Genomic DNA, 23,333 nt, shown 5'->3' on the forward strand with positions numbered 1-23,333 from the left:
AGTTCTCTCCGTTCTAAAATCTCGGGACCAACAGGCGGCTCCGAACCCTCAATTTTTATCCCCGTGTGCCTCAGCCGCCTGTAGCAATTTTTGCGAGCTGAGTCATGATGACTGCCGAGCCGTTGAGGCGCTTCTCCGGTGTTGCCCAGTCGCGGATGAAAACAATGCTCTGATCTGGCCTGATCTTGGCCATAGAACCCTGTTCCCCGATCATTTTCACAAGCCCGACGGGATTTGCAAAAGTGGCATTGCGGAACTGGATGACCACGCCCTTCGGACCGGCGTCGAGCTTCTCGACATTCGCACGGCGGCAGAGCGCCTTGATGTAAACGATCTTGAGCAGATGCTGCACTTCTTCCGGCATCGGGCCAAAACGGTCGATAAGTTCCGCACCAAAGGCATCGATATCCTGCGGCTCTTCCAGATCGGCAAGGCGACGATAAAGGCCGAGGCGGAGCTGAAGATCGGGCACATAGGCTTCCGGAATCATTACCGCCGTGCCGATCGCAATCTGCGGCGACCACTGGCTGTCTTCAACCTCGATTGTGCCCTTGAGTGTCGCCACGGCTTCTTCCAGCATTTGCTGGTAGAGCTCGAAACCGACTTCCTTGATATGGCCGGATTGTTCCTCGCCGAGCAGATTGCCTGCCCCGCGAATATCCATGTCGTGGCTTGCAAGCTGGAAGCCCGCGCCCAGCGTGTCGAGCGACTGCAGAACCTTGAGGCGGCGTTCCGCCATCTGCGTCAGCATCTTGCCCGCAGGGAGCGTGAACAGCGCGAAGGCGCGTTGCTTGGAGCGACCGACACGACCCCGCAACTGGTAGAGCTGCGCCAAGCCGAACATATCGGCGCGATGCACGATCATCGTGTTGGCCGTCGGAATATCGAGGCCGGATTCCACGATGGTCGTGGACAGAAGCACATCATATTGGCCGTCATAGAAGGCGTTCATGATGTCATCCAGCACGCCCGGCGCCATCTGGCCGTGGGCTACGGCGACTTTTAGCTCAGGCACATGGGTTTTCAGGAATTCTTCGATCTCGCCAAGATCGGAAATACGCGGGCAGACATAGAAGCTCTGGCCGCCGCGATAGCGTTCGCGCAACAGCGTTTCGCGAATGACGAGCGGATCGAACGGCGACACGAAGGTGCGGACTGCCATGCGATCGACCGGCGGCGTGGTGATGAGCGAGAGTTCGCGCACCCCGGTCAGCGCAAGCTGCAAGGTGCGCGGGATCGGCGTGGCGGACAATGTCAGCACATGCACATCCGACTTCAGCTCTTTCAGCCGTTCCTTGTGCTTGACGCCGAAATGCTGCTCCTCGTCGATGATGAGCAGTCCGAGATTCTTGAACTTGATGGAGTTGCCGAGCAGCGCATGGGTGCCGACGACGATATCGACGGTTCCATCCTCCAGCCCCTTCTTGGCAGCCGCAAGCTCCTTCGTCCCCACGAGCCGCGATGCATGCGCGACGTTGATGGGCAGACCGTGGAAACGTTTCGAGAAGGTCTTGAAATGCTGGCGAGACAGAAGCGTCGTCGGCACGACGACCGCAACCTGAACGCCGCTCATCGCCGCAATGAAGGCAGCGCGCAGCGCCACTTCTGTCTTGCCGAAACCGACATCGCCGCAAATCAGGCGATCCATCGGCTTGCCAGCAGCCAGATCGTCCGCGACGGATTCAATGGCCGTCAACTGATCGTCGGTCTCATCATACGGAAAGCGAGCTGCAAACTCCGCATAGAGACCATCGGGCGGCGTCATGACCGGCGCGCCGCGCATCTGGCGTTCGGCAGCGATCTGGATCAGCTGACCGGCAATCTCAAGCAGGCGTTTCTTGAGCTTCGCCTTGCGCATCTGCCATGCGCCGCCGCCAAGTTTGTCGAGAACCGCATCCGAGCCTTCCGAACCATAGCGCGACAGAAGCTCGATATTTTCAACCGGCAGGAACAGCCGGTCGTCGCCTGCATAATGGATTTCAAGGCAGTCATGCGGCGCACCTGCCGCCGTGATCGTCTTGAGGCCAATGAAGCGACCGATACCGTGATCGACGTGGACGACAATGTCGCCAGCGCTGAGTGAGGCAACCTCCGAGATAAAGTCCTGATCCCGCTTGCGGCGCTTGGAGCGGCGGATGAGGCGGTCGCCCAGAATATCCTGCTCGGCCACGATGACGAGATCGCCCGCATCGAAGCCGCTCTCGACGGCCAGCACCGCCGCCGTCACCTTGTCGCGGGACAGCGCCTTGACGGTAGAAAGCCTGTCGACGGATTCGATCTTTTCCAGCCCATGTTCGTCGAGCACCTGCAAAAGACGGTCGAGCGAGCCTTCGGTCCAGGCAGCAACCAGCACCTTCTTGCCCGACGCCCGCAGTTCGGCAATATGCTTCACCACCGCCTCGAACAGGTTCACATCGGTGGCGGCGCGCTCCTCGGCAAAGCTGCGGCCCTTATGCACATCGGCATGAACAATCGTCCGACCCGTAACTTCCGGCGCACCGAACGGCGTCAGGTCGATGCGCATGCCCCCGGCTTCCGCGTGCTTCTCGACCTCTGATGGCGTGAGATAAAGCGTTTCCGGCTTCACCGGCTTGTAAGGCACGGCGTCACTGCCCGGTTCCTTGCCTTCAGCCTGCCTCAGCCGCGCCTCGTAATGATCGACAACCATGGTGTGGCGTTCGGTCAGCGCCTCATGGACAAGATGATCGAAGACCACCGGCATATCGTCCGCATGATCGAATACGGTGTCGAGCCTGTCATAGAACAGCGGCAGCCAGTGTTCCATCCCGGCAAAGCGGCGGCCTTCGCTGATAGCCTGATAGAGCGCGTCATCGCGCTGCGGCGCACCGAACATCGCGACGTAATTCTTGCGGAAACGGCTGATCATGTCAGGCGAGAGCGTAATTTCGCTCATCGGCTGAAGCACGAATTCCTTCCGCGTGCCGGTGGTGCGCTGCGAGGCCGGATCGAAAGCGCGAATCGTCTCCAGCGTATCCCCGAAGAAATCGAGCCTGAGCGGCTCTTCCGCGCCCGGCGCATAAAGATCGAGAATACCGCCACGCACCGCAAATTCGCCGATGTCGCGCACGGTGGAAACGCGCTCGAAGCCGTTGCGCTCCAACCGGGATGCCAGATCGTTCATGTCCAGCTGGTTGCCGGGGCGCGCAGAAATCACCTGCTCGGCAATTGCAGCCTGTGGCGGCAGTTTTTGCAGCACGGCATTGGCTGTGGTCAGAATGATTGCCGGATGCGGCGCTTTCCTGAGCGCGGCCAGGGCGCCAAGCGCTGTGAGCCTGCGCGCGGCGGCGTCCGCTCCCGGCGACACGCGATCATAAGGCAGGCAATCCCATGCAGGCAGATGCAGTACCGGCATGTCCGGCGCCACGAAACTCAAGACCTGTTCCAGATCCGCAATGCGCTGCCCGTCGCGCACGATATACATGATCGGCCCGCGTTCGCCGATCTCTTCCACCAGACGGATAAGACAGAACGCCTCATAACCGTCGGCGACGCCGTCGATCACGATATGACGATTTGCCCCGGATGCGCTGGAGGACTTGAGACCTAGTTTGCTGAAAACGGGCATGGGAACCTTGAACTCAGAATTCTATGCGGTCGCGGAAAGCGACAATATCGCGAAACAGCGGCGTGTCGTAGTCTGCGGGGATCGGGCTCTCGCCCGTCACCCATTTGAGAAGATCGCGGTCGAGCACTTCGAGAATATGCTCGAACTCATCAAGCTGCGGATCGGTGAAGCCCACAATATACGCGTCCGCATATTGTCCAAGGATCAGATCCATCTCGCGCATACCGCGATGCCACGCGCGAAACAGAAGCTTGCGGCGCCGTACATCCAGATTTTCCGTCGCCAATGTGCTGCCAGTCATCCTTGGTAAGCTCCAGTCAGTTCCAAATTGCTGCTGGTATATAGCATCTGCGCCGCAAACGGGAACCCGTTTATCCAACAGGAACAAAAAGAGCACAGAAAGATTGCACGCCGCCCTTGCACGGCAGCCAGAAGCAGTTAATGCTCCCGCCATGCGTCCATCCGTTCTCGACCCATTTTTCGCCTCCGTTCGTTCGCTTTCAGGCATTGGCCCGAAGGTCGCCGCCCTGCTTGGCAAACTGCTCGGCACCGACATACCGGGCGCGGAGCCGAAAGTCGGCCAGCTTCTGTTTCTGGCGCCGCATAGCGTGATCGACCGGCGCAACCGCCCCGGCATCGTTAACGCGCCTGAAGGCGCAATCGTCACGCTGGAAGTAACGGTAGACCAGCACCAGCCAGCGCCGCCCGGACGCGGCAATGTTCCGCATCGCGTCTTCGCGCATGACGATACCGGCGAAATCGCGCTGACCTTCTTCCATGCACAATTGCCATGGTTGCAAAAAATGCTGCCCGAAGGCGAGACCGTCATCGTGTCTGGGAAGGTGGAATGGTTCAACGGCCGCGCCTCCATGGTCCATCCGGACTACATTGCGAGCCTGGAAGATGCGGCCAATTTGCCGATGGTCGAGCCGGTTTACCCGCTGACGGCTGGCCTGTCGCCGAAGACGCTGGCGCGCGCCGTCAAGGAAGCTTTGAGCCGTGTTCCAACAATGCCGGAATGGGTCGACGCTCCCCTGCTGGCGCGGGAGCGCTTTACCAGTTTCCAGCAATCGCTCAATACGCTTCATCTGCCGGAAGACCCCTCCGATATTGGGCTTGAAAGTATTTCGCGACGCAGGCTCGCCTATGACGAGTTTCTCGCCGGACAACTGGCGCTCGCCCTTGTTCGCGCCAAGACCCGACGTCTTTCCGGTCGCCCATTGGAAGGAACAGGACGCATCGTCGCCGAAATCATGCGCCACCTGCCCTATCGCTTGACGAAGGGGCAGGATCAGGCCGTTCGCGAGATCATCACAGACCTCAAATCGCCTGAACGCATGTTGCGGCTTTTGCAGGGTGATGTCGGCTCGGGCAAGACGGTGGTGGGGCTGCTTTCCATGGCGCATGCCGCTGAATCCGGTGGTCAATCCGCGCTGATGGCGCCAACGGAAGTTCTCGCCCGCCAGCATTTTGCGACTATTGCGCCGCTTGCGGAGAAAGCGGGATTGAAGGCCGCGCTCCTGACCGGCCGTGAAAAAGGACGCGACCGGAATGCAGTGCTTGAAGGATTGAAAAGCGGCGAGATCGATATTGTGATCGGCACGCACGCGCTTTTTCAGGAAAAGGTCGAGTACCACGACCTCGTCCTGGTCATCATTGATGAACAGCATCGCTTCGGCGTGCATCAGCGCCTGATGCTAACGGCCAAGGGTTCGGCACCGGATATGCTGGTCATGACAGCGACCCCCATTCCGCGCACCCTTGTGCTTACCGCCTTTGGCGATATGGACGTTTCGAAACTGACCGAGAAGCCAGCCGGACGCCAGCCGATCACAACGGCTATCGTGCCGATGGAGCGCATGGGCGAACTTGTCGAGCGCATCCGAAAGGCTGTCGGAGAAGGACAGAAAATCTACTGGATCTGCCCGCTGGTCGAAGAATCCGAAGTCGTTGAACTGACATCAGCGGAAGAACGCTTTGAAAGCCTCAAACCCGTCTTTGGAGACCGCATCGGCCTTATCCATGGCCGCATGAACGGTGCTGAAAAAGACGAGGCCATGCGGGCGTTCAAACAGGGCGAAACCCGTGTTCTGGTTGCCACCACAGTGATCGAAGTCGGCGTGGATGTGCCCGATGCCACGATCATCGTCATCGAGCATGCAGAACGGTTCGGTCTGTCGCAATTGCATCAGCTGCGCGGGCGTGTGGGGCGCGGCGACAAACCTTCGACCTGCCTGCTGCTTTACAAGGGGCCGCTCGGTGAAATCGCGCAAGCCCGGCTGAAAGTGATGCGTGAGACGGAAGACGGTTTTCGCATCGCCGAGGAAGACTTGAAACTGCGTGGCGAAGGTGAACTGCTTGGCACGCGGCAGTCCGGAACGCCGGGTTTCCGCCTGGCTTCCATCGAAGCGCATGGCGATCTTCTGGAAATCGCCCGCAAGGACGCGCGTTACATTCTGACGAGCGATCCAGACCTGGAATCCGAACGCGGACAGGCGCTGCGGATATTGCTCTATCTCTTTGGGCGTGACGAAGCGATCAGGCTCCTGCGGGCGGGATAATAATCTCGCCCCTTAGCCTGAGGTGCGGAGCGAAGCGATGCCTCACCCTTCGAGACGGTGCTGCGCACCTCCTCAGGATGAGGCATTGGGGAGTGAAATCACCTTCAACGCTTTATAAAAGCCGTAACAGCTGCTTTTCCCGATTACTCGACAGTCACCGACTTCGCCAGATTGCGCGGCTGGTCGACATCGGTGCCCATCAGAACAGCGGTGTGATAGGCCAGCATCTGGATCGGCAGCGCATAGACAAGCGGAGTGATGAATTCCGGAACGTCCGGCAGAACGATGGTTGCCATCGTGTCGATGCTGGCAGCTTCTGCGCCTTTTTTGTCGGTGATAAGAATGATCCGACCCCCGCGCGCCGCCACTTCCTGCATGTTGGAAACGGTCTTCTCAAAAAGGCGATCCGACGGCGCGATGACGATTACCGGCATGGTTTCATCGATCAGCGCAATTGGGCCGTGCTTCAACTCACCGGCGGCGTAGCCTTCGGCGTGGATATAGGAAATTTCCTTGAGCTTCAGCGCGCCTTCCATGGCAAGCGGGAAGGAAGTGCCGCGACCGAGATAAAGCACATGATTGACCTTGGCCAGTTCATGGCAGACTGCGGCGATCTGGTCTTCCAGCTTCAGAACCTGATTGATGAAACGCGGCGCTTCGGAAAGCTGGCGCACCAGTTCCTGTTCGCGCTTGTCATCGATTGCGCCACGCGATTTCGCAGCCGCGATAACAAGCGAGGCCATGGCCGAGAGCTGGCAGGTAAAGGCCTTGGTCGAGGCAACCCCGATTTCCGGCCCGGCAAGCGTCGGGAAAACGGCATCGGATTCACGCGCAATGGTCGAGCCCGTCACGTTGACGACAGCGGCGATTTTCAGCCCCTGCGATTTGCAGTAGCGCAGCGATGCCAGCGTATCAGCCGTTTCGCCGGACTGCGATACGAACATCGCCAGCGAATCTTTCGAAAGCGGCATTTCGCGATAACGGAATTCAGACGCGATATCGCTATCGACCGGCAGGCGCGCAATCTGCTCGAACCAGTATTTGCCGACGGACGCAGCATAATAAGCCGTGCCGCAGGCAGATATCGTCAGGCGGTCGATCTTGCTGAAATCGATGCCGATTGCTTCCTGACGCACCTTGCCGGTGGTGAAGTCGAGATAGTTCGCCAGCGTGTGAGAGATCACTTCCGGCTGCTCGAACATCTCTTTCTGCATGAAGTGACGATGATTGCCCTTGGAGACAAGCATGTTAGCCGTCTGCGTCTTCTGGATCGGCCGCTCGACTTCGCTGTTGTTCTCGTCGTAAACGGTCACACCCTTGCGCGTCAGAACGGCCCAATCGCCATCTTCGAGATAGGCGATGGTATCCGTGAAAGGCGAAAGGGCGATGGCATCCGAACCGAGGAACATTTCACCTTCGCCATAACCGACGGCAAGCGGCGGCCCCTGGCGAGCGCCGATCAAAAGCTCTTCGTCGCCCTCGAACAGGAAAGCAAGCGCGAAAGCGCCATGCAGCATCGGCAGGCTGTCGCGGACAGCCTCGACCGGAGACTTGCCCTTTGCCAGTTCGCGGGTCACAAGATGCGCGACAGCTTCAGTGTCGGTTTCGGTCTGGAACTTGTAGCCTTCCGCCTCAAGCATGGCGCGAAGTTCGGCGAAATTCTCGATGATGCCGTTATGAACAACCGCAAGGCGCTCGGTGATGTGCGGATGGGCGTTACGCTCCACAGGCTTGCCGTGCGTCGCCCAGCGGGTATGGCCAATACCGATGACACCAGGAAGCGGTTCTCCAGCCAGTCGCTTCTCCAGATTGACCAGCTTGCCTTCGGCACGGCGGCGATCGAGCTTGCCGTTCTGCAAGGTGGCGATACCGGCAGAATCGTAGCCGCGATATTCAAGCCGCTTCAGTGCATCCACGAGAAGCGGAGCGACTTCGTTATTTCCGATAATGCCGATAATTCCACACATGGGCTGCTCCAGATCCGACGTCGAGACGTAATGTTTCGCGGTTTAAAGATTCTAACGCAGAACGGCAACCCAATGGATTGCCGCTCACTTAAGCTATTGGACGATTTATTTCGCCGCGGTTTTAGCCGCTTTGATGGCGGCATACTTCTCTCGCAGGATTTTCCCCCGGCCTTCCTTCGTTTCCTGCCGGGCACGACCGAAGGCCAGCGCATCGGCAGGAACATTGTCGGTAATCGTGCTGCCCGATGCGATATAGGCATTGTCGCCGATTTCTACCGGCGCAACCAGAGAACTGTTCGAGCCGACGAACGCGTTTTCGCCGATCACCGTCTTGTACTTGTTGTACCCGTCGTAATTGCAGGTGATGGTGCCCGCGCCGATATTGCTCGATGCGCCGACTATCGCGTCGCCGATATAGGTCAGGTGATTGATTTTCGCGCCTTTATGCAAGGTGGCATTCTTCACTTCGCAGAAATTGCCGACCTTGGTCTTTTCTCCCAGATTTGCACCGGGGCGCAGGCGGGCAAACGGCCCGATCTCTGCCTTGGGACCGACCTCCGCACCTTCCAGATGCGAGAAGGAATGTATCAAGGCTCCCGACGCAACATGCACATGCGGGCCGAAGAATACATTCGGCTCAACAATAACGTCGGCCTCGATCAGCGTGTCATGCGAGAAGAACACGGTTCCGGGCGCAATAAGCGTCACGCCTGCCAGCATCATCTCGCGGCGCTTGCGATCCTGCCAGATGGCTTCGGCTTCAGCCAGTTCGACACGATTGTTGATGCCGATGACATTATCGACCGGCACTTCGATGGCCGTCACATTCATGTCCCTGCCATGGGCGATGGCGACAATATCGGTCAGATAATATTCGCCCTTGGCGTTGTTATTATCGACGGCATCCAGAAGCGCCAGAGCATGTTGGCCACGGACAGCCATCAGCCCGCCATTGCAGAAACCGATCTGCTTCTGCGCTTCGCTTGCTTCCTTTTCTTCAACGATGGCGACAAGCTTGTCGCCCTCTTCGATCAGACGGCCATAGCCGTGCGGATTCTCCGGGCGGAAACCGATAACGACAACGTCTGCGCCTCCGGCCAGCCGCTCGCGGGCCTTTTGCAGGGATTGTGCCTCGATCAGCGGCGTATCACCAAAAACGATAAGCAGATCATCATAACCGCGTTCGATTGCCTCGCGCGCGGCCAGAACTGCATGCGCTGTACCGAGACGTTCCTTCTGCTCGAAGGCCGAGACAGGCCCTGCATTCTTTTCCACCGCCGCGCGCACTTCGTCGGCGCCGCGCCCCACGACCAGCGCAACATCGCTTTTGCCGGTGCCCTGAACGGCCTTGACCACGTGCGAAACCAGCGGCAATCCCGCCACCTGATGCAACACTTTGGGCAGGCTGGATTTCATGCGTGTGCCTTCGCCAGCAGCTAGCACGATGGAAAGGCAGGTACGGTCTGTCATTGTGTCGTCCAGAAAATTGAGATGATCTTCGCTCATAACATCAAAGCGTCTATGAAAACTTACGCGCCAGTCTTCAGGAAAAGACCTTCGATTTGCCCAAGTGCAGGAAAGGTTTCAAGCATCCAGTACGAGAATGATTGCATGCCGCCCGTCAGGAACAAAACTCCTGCTACCACCAAAAGCGCGCCCATCGCTTTCTCCACCTTGCCCAGATGCACCCGGAAACGCGAAAGAAACCGCATGAATGCGCCGGAAAAAAGGGCGGCGATCAAAAAAGGAATGCCAAGGCCAAGCGAATAGGTTGCCAGCAACAGCGCACCCTCGCCCACCGTGCTGCTACCGCCCGCAAGCGTCAGGATCGGCCCAAGAACTGGCCCGATGCATGGCGTCCAGCCAAATGCAAATGCCAGCCCCATGACATAGGCTCCGAGCGGCGACGCCGGAGCGTTGCGGGCCTGGAACCGGGCTTCGCGAGACAGGAACGACAGGCGCAGGACGCCGAGGAAGTTCAATCCCATCAATATGATGACCACGCCCGCGACGATTGCAATTTCCTGCTGCCAGGCGCGCAGGAAGGCGCCAATCGAAGAGGCGCCAGCGCCAAGCGCCACAAAAACAGTGGTAAAACCGAGAACAAAGCAAATTGCGGCAAACGCCAGCGAACGGCGCGCCGAAGGCGCTGCTGCAACGGTTGTCGCCTTCTCTGCACGGAAATCCTCGACGCTCACGCCAGCCATATAGCACAGATAAGGCGGCACAAGCGGAAGAACGCAGGGTGACAGAAAAGACAACGCACCGGCTCCGGCAGCGGTCATGTATGAAATATCGAGCACCAAGACCTCTTTCAATTCATCAAATCACTTGCAGCCTGACCCAACCGCAGGCTTATATAGACCAACTTCTGCTCTACTTTGAATATTTTCAATGCGGCATCTCGCTCGAACACAAGTTCGCCCTAAATCGAGATCATTGCGCAATTTATATATGTTGCTCCAACCGGACGATGTTCCTATGAGCCTTATTGATGATGACGAAGTGCCTTCCATGCCATCCGAAACGTCAGCAAGACATCATGGCTGGTTCACCCGCTACCAACATTTTCTGTTTCCGATAGCCGGTATCGCCATTGCGTTGCTTGCAATCTATGTGCTGGAGAATCTTCTCCAGCATACATCGCGCACGGAAACGCTCGCCGCACTGCATAATATATCGTGGGCAACGCTTGCGCTGGCAGTGTTTTTCACGGCTCTGAGCTATGCCGCTGTCGCACTTTACGATGTCGTGGCCGTCGATACGATCGCGCCAAACCAGATACCGCGCCGCCTTGCAGCCGTTGCAGGCGCCGCTGGCTACGCGATTTCCAACGCGCTTGGCTTTTCCCTGCTGACCGGCGGTGCCCTGCGTTATCGCATCTATGCCGCGGAGGGCGTGAGTCTTGCTGACATCGGCAAGATCGTCGGCACGTCATGGTTCGCGATCTGGTTCGCGCTGATCATAATGGTGGGCGCCGCTCTTCTCATCGATCCACGGGATGTTCCCTGGCTCTCTGCCATCGATTCCCGCATCGATATCGTTGCCGGCATCGCTATTCTGGGCGGTATCGGCTGGCTGATCTACTGGCTGTCGCATGGGCAGCGCAGTTTCACGATAGGCTCATTCAGCCTGCGCCTGCCCAACTCAAAGGGAGCGCTGCTCCAGATATTTGCCGGGCTCGTGGATGTGGGCGCCGCAGCGGCTACGCTCTATGTCCTCATGCCCGCCGATGCTGTGCCTAGCTTCGCCGTTTTCGCACTCGTCTATGTGATCGCCATCGTGCTGGGCATTGCCAGCCATGCGCCCGGCGGCCTCGGCGCCTTTGAAGCGACAATTATTGCAGGTCTCGGCCTTGGCGGAAAACCGGATGCGATTGCGGCGCTTCTCGCCTACCGGCTTATCTATACGATTATGCCGCTTGTCGTGGCGACCGCAGGCATTCTCATATGGGAGATCATGCGCCGCCGCCATATGCTCGGCAAGCAGGCACGCTTCGCCAAGCGGCTGGTCGAGCCGCTCGTCCCCGGTCTGTCTGCCAGCATCATCTTTCTGGGCGGGATCATGCTTCTCGTTTCCGGGGCCACGCCGGACCTTCGCTACCGCGTCGAAGTGCTCTCCGACATCGTTCCGGAATCCTTCATGGAAATGTCGCACCTCGCCGCCAGTCTGGTCGGCGTGGCGCTGCTCATCGTTGCTCGCGGTCTCTCAAAGAGGCTTGCGCGAGCATGGGTGGCTGCGCAAATCCTGCTTCTCTGCGGCGCGGCCTTTTCTCTGGCAAAAGGTCTCGACTGGGAAGAAGCCATTACTCTCTGTCTTTTCGCTTTCACACTGTGGGGGTTCCGGGATTCGTTCTATCGCCGCCCTATTTCGGGGCCGTTTGACCTGAGCTGGAACTGGATCGCGACCGTCGGCACAACTGTGCTCGTTTCCACATGGCTTGGATTTTTCGTTTATCGCCACGTGGAATATTCCAACACGCTCTGGTGGGATTTCGCCTGGAACGGCAATGCCCCACGCTTCCTGCGGGCAACCGTGTTGGTCTTTGCCGTGGTCGCCGCAGTTGGCCTTTACTCCATCATCAACCGGAACGGTCATCGCAGGCGAAAGGTGGATTATTCAATACCCCCCGCCGTGCCCGCCCTCGTCGCCCAATGGCCGCACACGGATGCCGCCCTGGCGCTGCTTGGCGACAAGCAATTTCTTCTGGCCCCCGACAACAGCTCCTTCATCATGTATTCCCAGTCCGGGGGCAGTCTGATCGCGCTTGGCGAACCCATCGGTAATGAACAAACCGGCAAAGAGCTTGCATGGTCCTTTCACGGGCTGGCCGACAAGCTTGCCCTGCGCACCGTATTTTACGGTGTTGGTCCGCAAAGCCTGCCCCTGTTTCTGGATATGGGCCTTGTCGCCCTGAAACTCGGTGAAGTCGCCCGCGTTGATCTCGCCGAATTCTCGCTGGAAGGACCGCGTCGCCAGCCGTTCCGCTATGCCGACAGAAAGATCGACAAGGATGGACTGACGTTTGAAATCATTCCGTCCGCCGATGTGCCTCCGCTCATCCCACGCCTGCAGGAGATTTCGGATGCCTGGCTGGATTTCAAGTCGGGCAGCGAGAAAGGGTTTTCGCTCGGATATTTCGATGAAGAATATATGAAACGCTTTGACGTTGCAGTGCTGAAACGCGACGGAGAAATCGTGGCTTTTGCCAACATATGGCGCGGCGCGGACAAATATGAAATCACTGTCGACCTCATGCGCTACATGCCGAATGTGCATAAGCTCCTTATGGACGCGCTTTTCGCGAAGCTGCTGATGGCCGGCAAGGAAGAAGGCTACAAGTGGTTCAACCTGGGCGCCGCCCCGCTATCGGGCCTGAGCGGCAGCAGGCTGGCCTCCCGTTGGAACCGCTTCGGCTCGTTCATCTACAAGCGCGGCGCCGATCTCTATCACTTTGGCGGATTGAAAGCCTTCAAGGAAAAATTCGATCCTGTCTGGACGCCGCATTACATGGTTTGCCCGGGCGGCCTTGAGACGCCGCGCGCCCTTCTCGATGCCACGACCCTCATCAATGGCAGCCCACTGGAGTTCATCCGCAAATGACGAAAAGACGCGTTCTCTTTATTGTGCTCGGATTGGCGCTGGTGGCAGCAGCGGGCGTGTACGGCACAATGCATACTGGTAAAATCGCGCGGCTCTGGACAAAAGTCATCGATTCCGACGAGCCGGTTATCCATGCCAGTGCCGAAAGACTGTCCAACATTCCTGTCTATATGCCAGAGAACGATCCTGTCGGACTTGCCATCCTGCTGAGTGATGACGGCGGCATAGGCGACCGGGAAAAACAATTCATGGATGCCATGCTTGCCCGGAATATGATCGTTCTGCCGGTCGAGCTTGGTCCGTGGCGCGCGGCGCTCGATAAGGAGGGCGGCGAATGCAACTATCTGGACTCCGATTTCGAAGCCATCGCCAAGGAAGCCTTGCGCGGGCTGGATCTCGGGGTCTATTTTCACCCCGTCCTGACGGGTGTCGGACAAGGCGCGACCATCGCTTATGCGGCGGCCTCGGATTCTCCGGATGCAACGATTGCAGGCGCTGTCGCGCTTGATCCGGTTCCTGCCAGGACCCGTCTTCCTTCTTGCACGGAAAAAGCCGCAGCAACCAAGGCCCCGGATGGAGGCTTCACCTATGGGTTCAATGTGGCAATTCCCGCCCCTGCCCTGGTGATCGGGCCGGCCGGATCACCGACGAATAATCCCGTTACTGCCCGGCAGGAAAATTTAGCCGTGCTTCAATCTGCTCCTGCATTTCCGGCAAGACTCAAAATGGCTGTCGACAATGTCGTGGCCATGGCGGATCAGGACGCCAAGAACGAAGCCCTGCCGATCGTCGACCTTCCTGCGAAGGACGGAAAGGCCGATATGATTGCGGTCTTCTATTCCGGTGATGGTGGCTGGCGCGACCTCGACAAATCCATCGGCGAGTGGCTGCAGGCACACGGCGTCCACGTGATCGGCGTGGATTCGCTACGCTATTTCTGGTCGGAACGCACGCCGGAGGAAATCGCCAACGACACGACGGCGATGATCAAAAAAGCTGATCCGACAAATAAATTGCCGGTAGCTGTTCTCGGCTATTCGTTTGGCGCTGATACATTTCCGTTTGCCTGGAAATACCTGCCTGCGGCCATACAGGACCGGACGAAAATGATCGGCCTTCTCGGGGTCGAAACGACGACCACATTTCAGGTTTCGATTGAAGGCTGGCTCGGAATGGATGGTGACAAGGACGTCATTCCGGCCATTTCGACAATCCCGCTCGACCGGGTCGTCTGTGTCTATGGACAGGAAGAAGAGGATACCGCCTGCACTGCTCCGGAACTGAAGGGCATGGAAGTCATGAAACTGGCTGGCGGCCACCATTTCGATGAAAATTATGAGCCGATTGCCGCCAGCCTTCTGGAAAAGATGCGCAGCCGTGCCGGATTGCCGCCGCGACCAGCCAGTTGATAGGCCGCCGACAGGTCATCGCCAGAGATCAGGTATAAAAAATCGCCCAACCGCAAATCGGGGATCAAACGGTGACATCTAAGTATTTGAATGTGTTGGTGAGCGCGCAGGGATTCGAACCCTGGACCTACTGATTAAAAGTCAGTTGCTCTACCAGCTGAGCTACGCGCTCCCTGTTGGAGCAAATCGCCCCCGGAAGTGCGGCGGAACATAAGGGTGGCTTACGGATTGGTCAACACCATAAAGTCAGGTTTCTCCAACATAAATTCAAAAAAATAACAGGTCAGGGATACTCTATCTCGCGCAACAGCTTCCAGATGCCGGTAAATAGGTCATTTTCACGTTTTTCTGAGGGCTTAGCAGCTTCAACAGAACAGCGATTCTGAACCGTATGGTGATAGAACGACGACTGCCGGGCCTTCCGGGCCGGACCTTGCCGCGTGGCCATGCTACAGCTAGGGTCGGGACCTGTTAATTTGTTGGAAGTGGCGCCTGAAATGACAAGAGCTGCTGGAGCGGCGAAGGGCGACTACATCCAAACAGCCAGCCTCGTGCCATTTTCACCAAATTAACAGGTTCTGCCCTAGCTTCATCGGAATGAACTAACGGCACGGTATTTCATGTCTCTGACCACCAAGGCATTCTTCCATTTCCGGCGCTCCTTATCCGGCGTTGGCATAGCGCTAGGCACCCTGTTTTTTGCTGCGGCGCTCACGCCGAGCCTCGTTCCACGCACCTACGTCATGCAGGGCATTCTCGGTGGCGTCGCGTTCGGATCAGGTTATGGCATTGGCGTGCTATGGCGCTGGCTCTGGCATTACCTGGAATTGCCCGAACCCCAAGACCGCCTGCGCAGCAGAGCCAATCTTGCCGTCGGCGTGGTCTGTCTCGCGGTGGCTGTCGTAGCCCTTTATTTTGCGGCAAGCTGGCAGAATTCGGTTCGAGCCGTCATGGACATGGAACCGGTGCCCAGCGCCTATCCGATGAGCGTTTCGGCTTTGGCAGTACTGACATTCCTCATTCTGTTGGTACTTGTTCGCCTTCTCATCCGGCTAGGGCGATTCGTCTCCGGGAAAGTGCAACTCGTCATGCCTCGCCGGGTAGCCAACGTCCTCGGCGTCACGATTACCGTGATCCTTGTCTGGACGATTGCCAACGGGCTGCTCATCCAGTCCGCGTTCAGGGTTCTGGATCGTTCCTTTCGCGAGTACGACGCTCTGATCGAGCCGGATCGCCCACAACCGACGGCACCGGGCAAAACCGGCAGTGCTGCCTCGCTTTTGCATTGGAACGAACTTGGGCGGGCTGGACGCGAATTTGTCTCCTCGGGCCCTGCCGCTTCCGACATCACGGCGATGACCGGAGAAAGGGCAATCGACCCCATACGGGTCTATGCGGGTCTGCAAGTCGCCGACACGCCGGAACAACGCGCGGAGCTTGCACTGGAAGAGCTGAAGCGGCAACGCGGCTTTGACCGTTCGGTACTGGTCGTCATCACGCCCACCGGAACAGGATGGGTTGACCCTGCAGCAATGGACGGTCTTGAGTTTCTGCACCATGGTGATGTGGCCAGCGTCGCCGTGCAGTATTCCTATCTTTCCAGCCCATTGTCGCTGCTCTTTCAGCCCGAATATGGAGCGGAAGCATCGCGGGCGTTGTTCATCGCCGTCTACAACTACTGGAAAAACCTGCCGCGGGACAGCCGACCTCGCCTGTATCTTTATGGCTTGAGCCTCGGTGCGATGAACTCGGAAATTTCGTCCGAGCTTTTCGAAATGCTTGATGACCCCATCAACGGCGCGCTATGGAGCGGCCCTCCTTTCCCCAGCCGCGACTGGAAAGCCATGACCAGACGGCGAAATCCGGGAACGCCGGAATGGTTGCCGGTGTTCAGGGACGGCTCCTTTGCGCGTTTCATGAACCAGTATGGTGAAGCCCCGGGAAATGGAACGCGGTGGGGCCCAATGCGTGTGGTTTATCTGCAATATGCCAGCGACCCGGTCACTTTCTTCGACACGCTGTCCTTCTACCGCCAGCCTGATTGGATGCAGGCACCGCGCGGGCCCGATGTGTCACCCGATCTGCGATGGTATCCGGTGGTAACCATGCTTCAACTCGCCCTCGACATGGCCTTTGGAACGGCCACACCGATCGGGCACGGGCATGTATATGCTCCTGAGCACTATGTCGACGCGTGGCTGGAAGTTACCGGCGTAACTGGCTGGGATGCGCACAATATCGCAAGGCTCAAGCAGTATCTGCGCCAGAAAATGGATGGGACAAACATCGAGGGCTATGAACAGCGCGGCGGATAAGAGCGCATCCCGAAAGGCGTGAAACCCATTCAACAGGATGCGCGCCCCACCGGATAGTCGGAGCCCCGCTGTTCTTTATTCACCGGTCAGTAATCGGGCGATTTCTGCGGCGTCTGGGAACTGTTCAGATTCAGCATCGGAATCGCTCCGTTGGGCAGCATTGTGGTCGGCAGTTGACCATCCCATTTCTCGGCCTGCGTCAATGCAACGAGACCCGGATTGTCGCGAAGTGCATCGCCACGCGCCTTGATGGCGGTTGCCTCCGCCTCGCCCTTCAGCCTGATCGCGTCAGCCTCGGCTTCCGCCTGAAGACGAACGGCATCCGCCTGCGCCTCTGCTTCGGCGCGGCGAGCATCTGCCTGCGCTTTTGCCTGCGTCACGGTGATTTCAGCCTGCACCTTTTCGCGCTCTGCATTCTGACGAAGCCGCTGCACTTCAACTTCGGCCAACATGCGCTGTTCGATGGACTGCTCATAAGAGTCCGAAAAGTCGATATTCTCGATCTGCACCGTGTCGATGATAACCGGACCGCGCACACTGTTCTGAATGGCCTGCGCAATTTCCTGATTGAGACGGCTTCGTTCCTGAATAGCCTCCACGGCATTGAATTTGCCGAAAACCGTCTTGCTTTCCTCGAAAACGCGCCGCTCTACAAGGCGGGACAGGAGCCCGTCTTCACCGCCATAGGTCGCGTAGACTTCTTCCACGCGGTCTGGCGGAATGCGATAGTTGACCGACAGGTTCATCGTGGCTGGTTGCTGGTCGCGGCTATAGGCTTCCATGCTGTTATAGATCGCAGCTTTGGATTGCACCGATATTCGTACGATAGAATCGATCACCGGAATTTTGAAACCGAGGCCGGGTTGTGCAACGCCGGAAACAGCACCGTAGCGCAAAACAACGCCACGCTCGCCTTCATCAATCGTGTACCAGGAACCAAGTACTACGCTCAATATACCGAGTAAAATTACACCGGCTATTGCTTTGGGTAAAATCGCGCGCATCCTGTCTCCTTTGGCGCTCTGTTGTAACAGAGGGGAACCGAAAGCTTTTCAACAAGCGCGCTGCCGGAACTCACCCCGACCGCCTTTTAGGGTGCACCGCCGTGAATGACAATTACTGGTGGTACAGATGATGAAGCTAGTCCACAAAAACAAAGCCGCCCTTGAAGGGCGGCTTCATTGTGTTCAGCAGTTTTCAACTATCAATATGGCGAATAACACTGCTGGCGGGGGCCGTTATACGGCTGAAAAGTATTATCCGAGGCCCTATATGAGCGATAACGATTATAGCACCACTGTACATGTGAATTGCTGTAACCATAAGCCGGTGCGCGATAGACTGGCGGGGGCGGTGGCGGCGGAGCGGCAATCGCACCACCGATGATTGCACCGGCGCCGAACGCAGCGAGCGGATACCACCAACCGTCATTATGCCGGCGATAGCCGTGGCGATAATAGCGGTCACCGCGATAACCATTCCAGTAACCCGGCCCCGGGCGGTATGGCCGGCCATGCCAGCCCGGACGAGGCCCCGGCCGATAGCCGCCCCAGTGCCCATGGCCCGGTCCGCGACGCCAGCGGTCATCCCGAACCTGTTGAACATGCTCGTTGCTCGCCGCAGGCGCAGTTGGCATGACGGGCGCAGCCGAGACCGGGACTATCGCGCCGATCAAAAAGCTCGCACCGACAAGGCCGACCATCATCTTTTTGAAGGTGTTCATCCTGTGCTTCTCCATTTCAATGATGCCATCATTGCCGTCTGTTTATGAATGTCCGCTGAACGTTGCGGGGAAAATCTGCCGGCTCCCTGTTTTCTCCCCGCAACGCGGCATGTTTCATGCGGCTTCTAACGGAGGAGACGACAATTGGTTCTCGCTATTCCATTATTTTCGTTAGCAAATTGCGAGACAATCGGATAACTTGCGTGAAGTAGGGCAGCTTGTAAGCGTTTTCAGGGAGTGGGGTTTGCATTGGCAACAAAAGCAGGGCCGTCCGTAAAAATTTTGGGAACATCTTTTTCCCAGGAAGCGGATCCTTTCACGGCGGCAGTTCAACTGACGCCCATGCCGATGCTCATCACCAATCCCCGCCTGCCCGATAACCCCATCGTCTTTGCCAACAAGGCCTTCCAGAACCTGACAGGCTATGAAGCCGATGAAATCATTGGGAAGAATTGCCGTTTCCTGCAAGGCCCCGGCACGGACCCGAAACATGTCGAGATGATCCGCGCGGCAATCGAAACGGAACAGTCGATCGATATCGATATTCTCAATTACAAGAAGTCAGGCGAACCATTCTGGAACCGGCTTCACATCTCCCCTGTCAAGACCGAAGCAGGCGAACTCCATCACTTCGTTTCATCACAGCTCGATGTGACCCTGGAACTCGGCAAGCTGGTCGAGCTGGAAAAAGAACGCGAAACGCTTTCGCTTGAAAAAGAGCGCAGCAACGATCAGCTGCAATATATCATCGAAGTGGCGAATGTTGGCTTCTGGACGCGGGATTATCATACGGGCGAAATCAGCTGTTCATCGGAATACAGGCGTATTTTCGGGCTGACGCCGGATGAGCCGGTCAACTATGACAAGATCATCGAAATGGTGGTGCTGGAAGACCGGATTGCACTGATCCAGCGGTCGCAGGAATCTTTCGCGACCGGCAAGTCTTTCCGGATGGAATATCGCATCACGAACAGGCTGGGTCAGGTGCGCTGGGTTGAAACCCGAGCCAAGGCACTGACGGGCAAGTCACCGACGCTTCTGGGTATCGTCATCGACGTCACGGAGCGCAAGAAAGCCGAAGCTGACAAGGCTTTGGTCACCCGCGAAATTTCACATCGGTTCAAGAACTCGATGGCGATGGTGCAATCCATCGCCAACCAGACCTTGCGGAACGCCACCGATCCGCAGACCGCGAACGAGTTGTTCAGCGAGCGGCTGCGCGCACTTAGCCAAGCCCACGACATGCTGCTGCGTGAGGACTGGACGGGCACCACGATCAACCAGATCTGCGACACCGCGCTTGCCCCTTTCAACAGCACGTTCGGTCATCGAATCCGTACCCATGGTCCGGCACTGGTGGTGAGCGACCGGGTAACCGTCTCCCTTTCACTGGGCCTGTATGAACTGGCAACCAACGCGGTGAAATACGGCGCGCTGTCCAACGAAAGCGGCACCGTCCAATTCGACTGGAATGTCGTTCAAAGGCAGGGCGAGCAGAAACTTCATATGCGCTGGATCGAAAGCGGCGGACCTCCAGTCGAACGTCCTGCCCGGCGAGGCTTTGGCCAGCGGCTGCTCTACTCCGTTCTCGCAGGCGAGTTGAAGGCAAAATGCGATATCGACTTCGCGCCGGGCGGACTGGTAATTGATGTCCTCGCTCCCATGACAGCGGATGTGTTTCCGCAACTCGAGGGCATTTCACGTTCGCAGGCTGAGTCCGTCTGATGAAAAAGAGCAGCGAAAACGCTGCTCTTTTCTTCTTTAGTTGTGCGGGCCGCGACGGCGCGGCTCGATATATACGCGGTCACGATGACGGTGGCGATCATGGCGCCAGCGAGCACGGTCGCGTTCGCGATAATAGCGGGGTGAATGACGATCCCACCCGCGACGGTCATCGCGCCAGCGGCGATCCCAGACGCAGCGACCGCTTCGCGTACGAACCGCACCACGAGGGCAGCGATAATCAACCTGAATGGCAGAACCAGCGCCATGGGCACCGACAGCCGGTAGTGCGGCCGGAGCAACAGGCGTGGCCGCTTCAGCAACAGCAGTTAGCGCGAAAAGCGCGAGAGCCGCAGAAACCAACTTGAATTTCATTCCATTTTCCTTTTCAGAGCTGTCCAGAATTGGAATATCTTGCCCACAAATACCTAGGTCAGACAGGCGAGTGGTAAAGTCACTTAATCTTACGGCGAGCTATCAATCTCGACCCCGCCCCATCAAACGGGACGCCGCACACCACCTGCAATTTTGCTGGGGTATTTTTAAGAGAATCTGGATATCAGAAGCCAATTGAATTCGCATGCTATCCCTTGAAGCAAGGGAAGAGCTGCAGAATCTCCAATCCGCAAAGCCGATCCTGCGCCGGTTCACGTCCGGTAGCGGGCGGAGCTTTGCGGCTGTCGCAAGGAGCAGGAACATGGATCATTCGGCCTCTAAAATCGGCGCCATAAGGGGCGAGAAAACCGGTCTGGTTACGACCCAGATCGAATGGATCGAACTGGTCGGCGGCTTGCCGGAGCAAGATTCGCTCTTCCTTCGCGACCTGATCGGGCGGCACCGTGAGCAGTTCGTTGGTGTGTTCTATGATCGTCTGATGAGCAATCGTGATGCGGCAACTTTTCTGTCCCAGAAAATGGTCCAGGAGCGCCTGCACAACTCGCTGAGCGATTGGCTCCTGAAAATGTTCGAGAGAACCGCCGGCGATGTTGACGCATTCATCCGTGAGCAGCGCAAGGTCGGCGAAGTCCACGCCCGCATCGACGTACCGATCCATGTCGTCATGCAGGGCGCGCGCCTGCTCAAGAACGAGATCGTCCGTCAGCTGAAGCTGGAAGTTGCCACACGCGAGGGTCTGGCGCGTCTGATCGTGCATGTCAGCAATGCAATCGACATTGCGATTGAAATCATGAGCCAGTCCTTCGTGAAAGACGCGCGCGAAAGCGCCCAGACCGACGAAGCCTATCGGGCCTTTACGCTGAGCCATGATTTTCCGCTTGAGCGAGAATCGCAACGTGCCGCACTCATGGAATGGAGCCAGTCGCTCCTTTTCAATCTCTATGGCAATCCCGACAGCCCGCTTCACACGCTGGCCAGCTCGGACTTCGGATTATGGTTGCAGCATAAGGCCGATCTCATGTTCTCCAATTCCTCGACGCTGGAAAATATCCGCCGGAATGTAGAACATATAGACAATGTGCTCCTTCCGGCCATCAACGGCGCCCGCAAAGATAACCCGACTGAACTCGCTGCCTCCCTGTCACTGTTCCAGACAAAGATCGGGGAAGTGAAGTTTCTGCTATCCGAACTTTTTCAGGCGGCTGCGGCCATGGAAACGGGCCGCGATCCTCTGACCCGCGCGCTCAATCGTCGTTTCATGCCCTCGATCCTGACCCGCGAAGTGCGCATGGCGTCCCAAAAGGCAATGGATTTAAGCGTTCTGATGATCGATATCGATCACTTCAAGAACATCAATGACACCTACGGGCACAGCAGTGGCGATGCGGTTCTTCAGCAGGTGGCCGAAACGATCCTTTCGCTCTGCCGCCCAAGCGATTTCGTGTTCCGCTATGGCGGCGAGGAATTTCTGGTCGCGCTTGTCGAAGCCGACGAGGACAAGGCATTTGCAATCGGCGAGGAACTGCGCAGACAGATAGCCCAACAACCTATGAACCTACCCGATGGCGCGCGTCAGTCTGTCACCCTGTCCATCGGTGTTGCGGCATTCAATGGTCATCCGGATTACAGCCACCTCGTGAACGCTGCTGACCGGGCGCTCTATCGCGCCAAGCAAGCCGGTCGCAATCGCTGTGAAAAGGAAGTACCGCTCGCGATTGATTGATTGCAGAGGCATTTTGACATCTGGCGATTACGCTGCAAAACCGCCATATGCTCCCATCATGACGAATAGCTCCGTTTCCCCCGTTTCCGATATTGCCTCACCAAAGCCGCGCGAGCGCAACGCGCTGGAGACGCGTTTTCTGCCGCAACAGGCAGATGCACCGCCGGTGGACTGGGTTGTCGCAGACGGGCTGACGGACTACGAGGAAGCACTTGCCTTCATGGAAGCGCGTGTGCAGGCCATTCGGGAAGGCACCGCTAACGAACTCGTATGGCTGGTCGAACATCCTTCGCTTTACACGGCAGGAACAAGCGCCAATGCAAGCGACCTGCTGGCGCCCGACAGCCTGCCCGTGTTCAACACGGGGCGCGGCGGGGAATATACCTATCACGGGCCAGGCCAGCGTGTTGCCTATGTGATGCTGGACCTGAAACGCCGCCGCGAGGATGTGCGTGCCTTCGTGACGGCGCTCGAACAATGGATCATCGAGAGCCTGGCCGAGTTCAACATCAAAGGCGAACGGCGTGAGGATCGCGTTGGCGTATGGGTAACGCGGCCTGAAAAGCCCCGCCTGGCCAATGGCGGCATGTGCGAAGACAAGATCGCGGCTATCGGCATCCGTCTGCGGCGCTGGGTGAGCTTCCACGGCATAGCCATCAATGTCGAACCGGATCTCAACCATTATTCCGGCATCGTGCCTTGCGGCATCTCCGAACATGGCGTTACCAGCCTTGTCGATCTGGGCTTGCCGGTGACGATGGGCGACATGGACGTCGCTTTGGGAAAGGCGTTCGAGACGGTATTCGGTCCGCGTCAGCTCAAATAGTT

The 23,333-nt window shown here is 57.8% G+C and carries 15 protein-coding genes and 1 tRNA gene; 7 read left to right on the top strand and 9 right to left on the bottom strand.

Annotated features, from left to right (window positions below; all coding sequences use genetic code 11):
* Positions 1 to 70: 70 nt before the first annotated feature.
* Positions 71 to 3,586 carry a transcription-repair coupling factor gene (gene mfd, locus JNC63_RS19245; protein ID WP_006468910.1) on the bottom strand — a complete coding sequence of 1,172 codons (3,516 nt, stop codon included), beginning with the start codon at positions 3,584 to 3,586 and terminating at the stop codon, positions 71 to 73.
* A gap of 13 nt (positions 3,587 to 3,599) precedes the next feature.
* Positions 3,600 to 3,887, bottom strand: coding sequence for an FAD assembly factor SdhE (locus tag JNC63_RS19250; RefSeq protein WP_006471374.1), 288 nt, complete (start codon positions 3,885 to 3,887; stop codon positions 3,600 to 3,602).
* 151 nt (positions 3,888 to 4,038) lie between these two features.
* Here JNC63_RS19250 and recG point away from each other — a divergent pair, with 151 nt between their 5' ends.
* Positions 4,039 to 6,147 (top strand): ATP-dependent DNA helicase RecG, encoded by a 2,109-nt coding sequence (gene recG, locus JNC63_RS19255; RefSeq protein ID WP_006471375.1) that lies wholly within the window; start codon positions 4,039 to 4,041, stop codon positions 6,145 to 6,147.
* 143 nt (positions 6,148 to 6,290) lie between these two features.
* On the opposite strand, the gene glmS is transcribed toward recG, so the two are convergent.
* From glmS to JNC63_RS19270, 3 genes are all read right to left on the bottom strand, one after another.
* Entirely contained in the window at positions 6,291 to 8,114 is a 1,824-nt protein-coding gene (gene glmS, locus JNC63_RS19260; protein ID WP_006468912.1) for a glutamine--fructose-6-phosphate transaminase (isomerizing), read from the bottom strand.
* Positions 8,115 to 8,219: 105 nt separating this feature from the next.
* Positions 8,220 to 9,584 carry a bifunctional UDP-N-acetylglucosamine diphosphorylase/glucosamine-1-phosphate N-acetyltransferase GlmU gene (glmU, locus tag JNC63_RS19265; protein ID WP_031346386.1) on the bottom strand — a complete coding sequence of 455 codons (1,365 nt, stop codon included), beginning with the start codon at positions 9,582 to 9,584 and terminating at the stop codon, positions 8,220 to 8,222.
* 59 nt (positions 9,585 to 9,643) lie between these two features.
* Positions 9,644 to 10,399, bottom strand: coding sequence for a cytochrome c biogenesis CcdA family protein (locus JNC63_RS19270; RefSeq protein WP_210272944.1), 756 nt, complete (start codon positions 10,397 to 10,399; stop codon positions 9,644 to 9,646).
* Positions 10,400 to 10,595: 196 nt separating this feature from the next.
* Between JNC63_RS19270 and mprF the strand changes: the two genes are divergently transcribed.
* Together mprF and JNC63_RS19280 are read left to right on the top strand one after the other, a co-directional pair.
* Positions 10,596 to 13,217 (top strand): bifunctional lysylphosphatidylglycerol flippase/synthetase MprF, encoded by a 2,622-nt coding sequence (gene mprF, locus JNC63_RS19275; protein WP_031346387.1) that lies wholly within the window; start codon positions 10,596 to 10,598, stop codon positions 13,215 to 13,217.
* Positions 13,214 to 14,626: an AcvB/VirJ family lysyl-phosphatidylglycerol hydrolase gene (locus JNC63_RS19280; protein ID WP_021586020.1), complete on the top strand. Its 1,413-nt coding sequence runs from the start codon at positions 13,214 to 13,216 to the stop codon at positions 14,624 to 14,626. Before mprF ends, JNC63_RS19280 begins: the two co-directional genes overlap by 4 nt.
* Before the next feature lie 96 nt (positions 14,627 to 14,722).
* Here the strand turns inward: JNC63_RS19280 and JNC63_RS19285 are convergent.
* A tRNA-Lys gene (locus JNC63_RS19285) sits at positions 14,723 to 14,798 on the bottom strand.
* Positions 14,799 to 15,246: 448 nt separating this feature from the next.
* On the opposite strand from JNC63_RS19285, the gene JNC63_RS19290 reads away from it, so the two are divergent.
* Complete coding sequence (locus JNC63_RS19290; RefSeq protein ID WP_006468918.1) at positions 15,247 to 16,941, top strand: alpha/beta hydrolase; 1,695 nt, start codon at positions 15,247 to 15,249, stop codon at positions 16,939 to 16,941.
* An 86-nt stretch (positions 16,942 to 17,027) separates the two neighbouring features.
* Here the strand turns inward: JNC63_RS19290 and JNC63_RS19295 are convergent, their stop codons facing one another.
* Both JNC63_RS19295 and JNC63_RS19300 read right to left on the bottom strand, forming a co-directional pair.
* On the bottom strand, positions 17,028 to 17,945 hold the full coding sequence (locus JNC63_RS19295; protein WP_006468919.1) for a prohibitin family protein: 918 nt from the start codon (positions 17,943 to 17,945) through the stop codon (positions 17,028 to 17,030).
* A 200-nt stretch (positions 17,946 to 18,145) separates the two neighbouring features.
* Complete coding sequence (locus JNC63_RS19300; protein ID WP_006471381.1) at positions 18,146 to 18,664, bottom strand: BA14K family protein; 519 nt, start codon at positions 18,662 to 18,664, stop codon at positions 18,146 to 18,148.
* Positions 18,665 to 18,946: 282 nt separating this feature from the next.
* Between JNC63_RS19300 and JNC63_RS19305 the strand changes: the two genes are divergently transcribed.
* On the top strand, positions 18,947 to 20,389 hold the full coding sequence (locus JNC63_RS19305) for a PAS domain S-box protein (protein WP_036565014.1): 1,443 nt from the start codon (positions 18,947 to 18,949) through the stop codon (positions 20,387 to 20,389).
* A 36-nt stretch (positions 20,390 to 20,425) separates the two neighbouring features.
* Here the strand turns inward: JNC63_RS19305 and JNC63_RS19310 are convergent, their stop codons facing one another.
* Positions 20,426 to 20,761, bottom strand: a complete 336-nt coding sequence (locus tag JNC63_RS19310) for a hypothetical protein (protein ID WP_006468922.1) — start codon at positions 20,759 to 20,761, stop codon at positions 20,426 to 20,428.
* A gap of 322 nt (positions 20,762 to 21,083) precedes the next feature.
* On the opposite strand from JNC63_RS19310, the gene JNC63_RS19315 reads away from it, so the two are divergent.
* Together JNC63_RS19315 and lipB are read left to right on the top strand one after the other, a co-directional pair.
* The gene (locus JNC63_RS19315; RefSeq protein WP_006471384.1) at positions 21,084 to 22,505 is read left to right on the top strand and encodes a GGDEF domain-containing protein; all 1,422 of its coding nucleotides are present in this window, start codon (positions 21,084 to 21,086) and stop codon (positions 22,503 to 22,505) included.
* A gap of 58 nt (positions 22,506 to 22,563) precedes the next feature.
* Entirely contained in the window at positions 22,564 to 23,331 is a 768-nt protein-coding gene (lipB, locus tag JNC63_RS19320; RefSeq protein WP_050791023.1) for a lipoyl(octanoyl) transferase LipB, read from the top strand.
* Positions 23,332 to 23,333 lie beyond the last annotated feature (2 nt).

This window comes from Brucella ciceri (genome assembly GCF_041930145.1).
GTDB lineage: Bacteria > Pseudomonadota > Alphaproteobacteria > Rhizobiales > Rhizobiaceae > Brucella > Brucella intermedia.